2 protein-coding genes are annotated in these 2,158 nt (G+C 65.8%); one reads left to right on the forward strand and one right to left on the reverse strand.

The window, feature by feature from the left end; all coding sequences use genetic code 11:
• On the forward strand, window positions 1–1,780 hold a 1,780-nt coding region (locus tag Q7W29_04505; protein MDO9171077.1), incomplete at its 5' end, for a FlgD immunoglobulin-like domain containing protein.
• Between the two features lie 123 nt (window positions 1,781–1,903).
• Here the strand turns inward: Q7W29_04505 and Q7W29_04510 are convergent.
• The coding region (locus Q7W29_04510) for a FlgD immunoglobulin-like domain containing protein (protein ID MDO9171078.1) at window positions 1,904–2,158 on the reverse strand (255 nt) is incomplete at its 5' end.

Consider the following 2,158-nt stretch of genomic DNA (forward strand, 5'->3'; position numbering starts at 1 on the left):
GGGCAACGGCTACAGCCTCTACGTGGAAGGGACCATCGCCAACCAGGACACCCTCCATCTCGACTCCACCAGCACCTGGTCCTACCTGAACATGGACAACGGCCCCGTCACGCTGACCGGCGGCGGCGTGATCAACGGCCACGGGGGATCGCGCTACGCGATCATCTACAGCACCGACTCCAGCCGCCTCATCAACCAGGACAACACCATCAGGGGCGCCATGTACGTGGGCAACAACCAGATCGGCGTCACCAACCACGGAACGCTGCTCGCGGATCACCCTGCGTGGCCGATGATGATCGACCCGAGCGCCGACGGCTTGATCAACACGGCCCTGATGCGCGCCGAGAACGGCGCCGTGATGGAACTGTATGCCGGCGACTACGACAATACCGGCGGCGTGATCGAGGCCGTCGACAACGCGACGGTCAAGTTGTTGGCCGCCACCGCCATCACGGGCGGCACGTTGCGGACGTCCACCGGCGGCGAATTCCAGGTCGACACCTATGGCGCGCGCTTCATCGACTTGACCAGCCTGGGCTGCGTGCGCGTGGGCAACGGCTACAGCCTCTTCCTGGAAGGGACCATCGCCAACCAGGACACCATCCATCTCGACTCCACCAGCACCTGGTCCTACCTGTATACGGCCAACGGCCCCGTCACACTGACCGGCGGCGGCGTGGTCGACGGCCACGGGGGATCGCACTACGCCATCATCTACAGCGGCGACGCCAGCCGCCTCATCAACCAGGACAACACCATCAGAGGCGCCATGTACGTGGGCAACGGCCAGATGGGCATGACCAACCACGGTACGCTGCTCGCGGATGACGCTCTGTGGCCGATGATCCTCGACGTCAACGGCGACGGCTTCCTGAACACGGGCACGGTCAGCGTGACCGGCGCCGGGGGCTTGCAGATACTGGCGGGGCCCTTCACGCAGCAGGGCGTCTTCGAGGTCGCGTCCGGCACACGGGCCGACCACGACGACGACTTCATCCAGACCGCCGGCGCCACCACCATCGACGGCACCCTCGACATGGGCTACGGCGACTCCGTCGAATTGCAGGGCGGCGTCTTCGGCGGCGAGGGCCTGGTCGTGGGCGACTTCCACAACACCGGCGGCACCGTCTCGCCCGGCGGCGCGCCCGGCACCCTGACCATCGACGGCGACTACACCCAGAGCCTCGACGGCACCCTGGCCATCGACATCGACGGCACGACCCCCGGATCCGGACACGACGTTCTGGAGATCACGGGCAACGCCGTGGTGGCCGGCGAGGTATCGCTGAACTTCCTGGCCGGTTACACGCTGGCCGTGGACGACACCTTCGTGGTCCTGACCGCCGACTCCGTGGTCGGCGAACTGACGATCGCGCCGGGCGGCGACTTCCCTCCCGGCATCATGCCCTGGGTCGCCGTGCGCGGCAACGATGTGGTCGTGACCATCGAGCAGATCAGCATCACCGGCGTGGAGGATCCCGAAGACGTGCTGCCTCTGGTGCGTCCCTTGAAGGTTTCGCCCAATCCGAGCTCGGGCGGGCAGGTGACCATCGACTACGCGCTGGCGGACAAGAGCGCCAACGAGACCGTGGCCATCTACGACATCGCCGGCCGTTGTGTCCGCACGCTGAGCAGCGGGCTGAAGAGCAGCGGCGGCCAGATGCAGTGGAACGGGCGGAGCGACGACGGACGCCCCGTCGCCGCCGGGGTCTACTTCGTGCGGCTGCAGGCCCGGGGCGGCTACGAGGAAGTCAAGCGGGTGACCGTGGTTCGGTAAGGCCTCAGTAGGAGATGTGAGGGCCGGGCGTCTTGGCGCCTGGCCCTTGGTCGTATCGACACCGTCGAAGTAGTGATGATGAGATGCCGGATCGGCACATTCCAGTTGACTAGCCGCTCCATATCATTTGATCAGCGTCATTCTCCCCGAATCGCGATATTCGCCGGCGCGCAGGCGATAGATGTAGGTCCCAGTCGGGACGTCACGGCCCATTTCGTCGCGTCCGTCCCACGCAACCTCGTGGTAGCCTGCAGGCACCTCGATGCCGTCGAGGAGCAAGGCCACGCGTCGTCCGGCCAGGTTGTAGATTTCCAGCGATACGTGGGCCGGTTCCTCGGTGATGTACCAGATCATGGTAGAGGGGTTGAACGGGTTCGG

This window comes from bacterium (assembly GCA_030654305.1).
Taxonomy (GTDB): Bacteria; Krumholzibacteriota; Krumholzibacteriia; order LZORAL124-64-63; family LZORAL124-64-63; genus PNOJ01.